This window comes from Bacillus sp. AY2-1 (assembly GCF_008368965.1).
In the GTDB taxonomy this organism is placed as follows: domain Bacteria; phylum Bacillota; class Bacilli; order Bacillales; family Bacillaceae_G; genus Bacillus_A; species Bacillus_A thuringiensis_S.
This window is the reverse complement of the sequence record NZ_QPEL01000271.1, coordinates 1-5616: the sequence shown is the minus strand read 5'-3', so window position 1 is coordinate 5616 and position 5616 is coordinate 1. Positions and strand designations below refer to the sequence as shown.

Genomic DNA, 5616 nt, shown 5'->3' with positions numbered 1-5616 from the left:
GAATACATACTCTGCTATAGATTTAGCTCTAATATCATTTATATGAATAGTTTCCTCAATCATATCTATAATATCTTCATATAGCTCTCTTGTTGAACCAAATTTATTTATATATAGCTTTTTTAAATAATAGTCAATTTCTTTTTGCGCAAAATTTTCAAATTCTAGACCTAACTTTTCGATCGGTTTTAGAATACTTAGTTTTATTTTATCTTCAGATTTTATACCATCTTTAATTTCAAAATTAATATTTCCTGTATAATTTATTAAATCTGATAAACTACTCTGTTTAGTATTGGTTACTATTTCAAATTGAGGAGTCAATTTAGTTTTATAGTCCGCTTCCACTAAGCTAGATTCTAAAAAATGGTCATAATTCAGTATATTTTTCTCCACCCAACTATTAAAATGGGCTCTAGCAGTCTCAGGTTCTTTTAAAGATTTTCTTTTAACAAAATCATTTGGTGTATGATTTTTAGTTCCACCGTCTTTTACTGTTTTTACTTGTATAAATCGAATTTTATCTTCACCAATTAAAGTTAAATCATCAAAGTACTCTAATACCACTGAATGCCACCAATTCTTCTTCCTTGGGTATATCATAGATACCATATAATACATCGATACATAATATTGGTATACAAATCCCCTCATAGCTGTTAAGCCACCTAAATCCCTAAACTTTCCAGTCATTAGACCTTCAATAATTCGATTTTTATGCTGTAATATCTCCTGTTTTTCCGCAGCTTCTAAACTTGTCAAATATTCATCTAAAGTACTTTCAATTTTTTCTCGCTTAATATCTATAGTTTGTAGCATGTCTTCCCCCAAACACTATTTATATTATTTAATTCGTTTATTAAGAAATTATTTATATTCCTATCCTCTTTCTTACTGTGTTTCAGTGCCGAAAGTTTTATTTCATTAAAAATTCTTGTGTTTTTCATCCAATGTTCTACCATTATTAATCGGTCCACTAAAAGTTTGATTAAAAAATATGTTCAAATTTTTATTTTACTGTGAAAAATAGAAATTTCACTCCTGTTTCAGCATTATCTACATAAAATTTCTTTTACTCCCTTATCTAATATTTTATTTAATTGTCCAACAGGCATCTTTTTTCTTCAAGTAATACTAAAAAACTGCAAATTGTTCACAATGTTCGATTGTTTTACCACACTGTGAACAATTTGCATCTTTAAATTTTTTTAATTTATCAAACATATCATTTACTCCTCCTAATTGGTCGTTCAATATATAAATCATTATATTTATTATACAAGATTTTAAAAAAAGATGGCGTAAAATCCCAATTCACTCCATCTTTAGCAACAACTATTTTATAAATTCACAATAATATTTTTTCAAAAATTCTCGACTTTATTATAAATATCGCATCTTTTAAAATGAATTATAATGTCTCTACCTCTGTATAACAGAGCTTACTTTGTATTTAAATTCTTTCTTTTTTCCATTTCTTCAGAAGCTATAAGTTCTTATTTTGATTCCTTAATGAACTAATCTACTGCCGTTAGTGGAAGAAGAATTTTCAAGCAATTATATTATTTTTCAAATGACTTTATTATCTCTACACAGTCATAACACTTTATTACATTTTAACTATATTCCTTTCAAATAAAGAAATAAAAAAGGACGTGGTAAGTATAAGGTGAATTTAAAACAAAAATAATTCACACTTTGAACTTGAACTATTTACTAGAAAGCAATATATTTCAATACTTTTTCCTGTTACTTCAGACACTGTACTTCATTTCTACCATTTATTAAATGCTTTTTCAGCACAATAAGACTTTCTTGAATATTGGTTAAATCAACTAAGAAAACTTTTACTTTTAATTCCAGCACCTCGTCTTTATATGATTTAAAATTAATATCAGTATCCTTCATCCCCTCATTTACCGGGTATAATAGCCATATTTCTGATGCTTCATATTTCTTTGAGTAAGCATACATTTGATACATATCAGCTTGTGATATACCATAATTTCTATCTTGGTTGTCAATTAGCATTTTCCACTTCGTGTCTAATATTACCCTACTACCATCTTCACGCATAATAACAATATCCGGTCGTAATGCAAACTTTTTAGGACTATTAAACAAATAGTACCCCTTATCTTGAATTGATATTTCCCACATCAGATCACTTAATACTTGTTTTAGGTTTCTCGCAACATATGCTTCAAAAACCTTTTCCATCGGAAACAATATTGCTCTAGCATTTGTCTCTCCAGAAAAGGTCGTAAAGCTCTGATTCATTAAGAAAACTTTAGACCACTGCATTATCGTTTTATAATCTTTTGTATTCCGATCAATAACTACTTTTGAAAAATCCTTTTTATAATTAATTGAAGGTTTTACCCTCTCAAAATTAGGGAGCAACTGCCTAATTCCTTTTATATTGGCTGCACTATTAGATAACTTTTGTAATTTTAATAATGTTGACTTGATTAATTGATTTTCTGGTCGATTCATTCCATACTCGTCATACTCAACATAGAATCGGTCTTTATGTATTTGATTTTTCTTGATTTGTTCCCAAACTATTAACTTCCCTTTAAAATAGTTTACATTATCTACTACAGGAACATACGATGAGCGAAGACCTTTTTTTATTAATTCTCTTACTTCCTGGATATACATATTAATAAAAAGCTCATACAGGTTCATTTTATCTAAGTTTAGATTAGCATCATTAAAAATCTTACTTGGAAAGTCTTTCATACTTCGGATCATTCTTAGAAATGTTTTCTTTGTATCCTCAAGCCCACCATTTGTAATCTTGGGAAGAACTTGAACCTGAAACCCATTCTTCATCTGAATTAATCCAACATAATTCCTTGCTTGAATAATTTTCCCAACATTTCTCCGCATGCCCATTTTGAAAAAATCTGCTGAACTTGTTCCTTCGTTCACATTAAAGGTTAATATAAATTTTTCTAACTCTTGAAAAATCTCCTCATTTAAATACTTATAAGAGGCATCATTTTCATAATCCTTATTGCAGGTTACTGATTCAAATTCACAAACCTCTAATAACTTATTCATTTCTTCACCATGCTTTAATAGATTTGTTTATAGCTATCTGCCCTATAAAAAGCTTCTGTCTGAATTTCATATTTCTTCTCTGGTAAATCAATATCTGGATTTCCTTTAAATACATTCTTTAGTTTAACTTCTGTATCTAAAACAAATTTATTTATATCATCTGTTTTGGCATTATCTCCAAGCACTAACTGTATCTTGCTATAATCTTCATAAAAATACTCTTGTAATAATGGTATAATATCATTTAAAAATATATGTGCTAGATTCTGTATAGATTGATTTTCTTCTCCAACCAAAGGAGTAAAAAAGGCATGTCCAATTGTATGCTCTCTATCATATAAGAATTCTATTCTTTCATTCATCGCTTTTAAAATAGCTGGAACATCAATGCCTTCTATTTCGAGAATACCTAGTTCTTTAAGTATTTCAATGTTAGGCATCATCTCAATGAATTTAAATCTTCTCCTTAATGCTGTATCCATTAAAGAAATAGATCTATCTGCTGTGTTCATTGTCCCAATAATATGTACGTTATTAGGGACACCAAACTCCTCCCCTGTGTATGGTAAAAGTGCATTAGTTTGTTCTGATGCTCCAATCCTCTTTGTTGGCTCAATCAGTGTAATTAACTCTCCAAATATTTTTGAAATGTTCCCTCTGTTAATTTCATCTATTATAAAGACATATGGATCAATATTTTTTTCTATATTAATCTCTTTAGTACTAATATACTTTTCAATTAAGTTGATTACCCCTTCAATATCCATCTTTCTTAATGGATATACAGTCTTCCTATCCAATTTTGTATTCTTATTTAGAGCATATACTTCCTCATTAATATTAGTAGCAATCCACTGCACTTTTCTTTTCCTTGGATATCTTTTATCGGACTCATCAAATTCATAAGGGCCGTCTATAATTCCTATTGCATCAATAGTTGTATTACTTCTTTGAATAAAGACAAGATCTTGTTCTTGCATTTCCTCTTGGAAATTTAACAAAATCCTTCTTACTGTACCGTTTACACTATCATTTTGTTCATTTATGAATTGCTCTTGCTTAGCCCACCCAATCTTAATATAGCCATTCTTAAAACATTCTTCTTTGAGTTTAGTTTGTCCCGTCCCTTCAAGAAGGACATTCCACACAACAGGGTGCTTCCGGATTTTTAAGGAAGGTGCTTGTACTCTAACCTTTTTGGCTTCTTCACAAAACTTTTTAAATAACCCAGAAGTATATTCATATTTTAAATCTGATATAGAATCTTCATCTTGTTGGTTAATTACAGGTTTTATCCCTTCAATAAACTCTTCATATCCATACGATTGGTGAAATGTTGTAAAAGCAACCCTTCCTTCTTTTTTTAACAGTTCATAACGACTTAGTACTTCTTTATAAGGTATTTCCTTTAGTGACTCAACACTTTTTTTATCACAAATGGCAACTGCATATAGAACCGTATTATACGTTTTACCTGTTCCAGGTGGTCCATACAAAATTTGATTTTTTGCAAATTTCACGTCCTTACTCCCCTTTTGTGATGATTTTGTTTCTTGCTGATTAGTTACCGTATTGTACAATTGAGATACCAGTGAACCATCATCTCCATCTGTCAACAATCTCGTTGAAATTCCTTGCAAAAGCCCCTGCTTATACTCAACAGGTATAAACAAGCTATCTGTAATATCGATTTCCATGTACTGTTCCCCTTGCCACGTACCTAAGTGTTGAATCACTTCTTCACCTTTTAATCCAGCTGCATTACATGCCTCTCGAATGGCTATTAAAGAGTTCTTATCCGGCATCATCTGTACTTTTTTTGTCCTCTCAACATTTGCGCTTTGTCGCGAAACAGGTGTGAAATCTTTATCTAAAATAAACAAATTCCCCTTTTTATCACCAATATAATAAACATCTCCAATTTCATAGGCACGCTCAAACGTTATTTTCCCTTCCCTCTGTAATTCTTCAATAATTACTCCAACTTTTAAAATCCGCTCTATCTCAGCCAAGTTCTCACTTGTAAAATCTTCATCTAGATATCTCTTAAATCCCTTAAGTATTTTAAACATTTGAAACGGTAACATAACAGTGTCCCTTTTTCTGTTTTTATTGCTATGTTTATACCTGTAACAAATAATCGGATTTTCTATAATTTTTTTAACAGTTCCCATATGTGTAATCATTGGCGAAGATGTAACTTTTCCCTTTAAATCTTCGAATATATAATCACGAATAGAAGCTCCTGTTACCAGGTAAACCTTATCCCCAATCACTTCCTCTTTTGCATTTCCACTATCACTTTGAGACTTTGTAAGTTTAGTAAGTGATCTAGGCCAATAAATTGTTTGGGATTTTATAAAAATTTCATATTCCCCAATTGTATTTGAAAAAATAGCAAAGTTTTGTGCCATAAAATTTTTAACTCCATTCTAGATAAACTGAGTATCATATTTCCTTTATTACGAAAATAATCACAAACAAATTTCCCCTCTTTTCCCATTATTGTATCATTTATTTATACTACTCTTATAAAATATATTAAAT

The 5616-nt window shown here is 30.0% G+C and carries 3 protein-coding genes; all 3 read right to left on the bottom strand.

Going from position 1 to position 5616, the window contains the following annotated elements; all coding sequences use genetic code 11:
• A partial coding sequence (locus DN403_RS30215) for a dsDNA nuclease domain-containing protein (RefSeq protein WP_149186090.1) occupies nucleotides 1-819 on the bottom strand: 819 nt, incomplete at its 3' end.
• Nucleotides 820-1749: 930 nt separating this feature from the next.
• Entirely contained in the window at nucleotides 1750-3069 is a 1320-nt protein-coding gene (locus tag DN403_RS30210) for an McrC family protein (protein WP_098834043.1), read from the bottom strand.
• A gap of 14 nt (nucleotides 3070-3083) precedes the next feature.
• Complete coding sequence (locus DN403_RS30205; RefSeq protein ID WP_098834042.1) at nucleotides 3084-5483, bottom strand: AAA family ATPase; 2400 nt, start codon at nucleotides 5481-5483, stop codon at nucleotides 3084-3086.
• Nucleotides 5484-5616 lie beyond the last annotated feature (133 nt).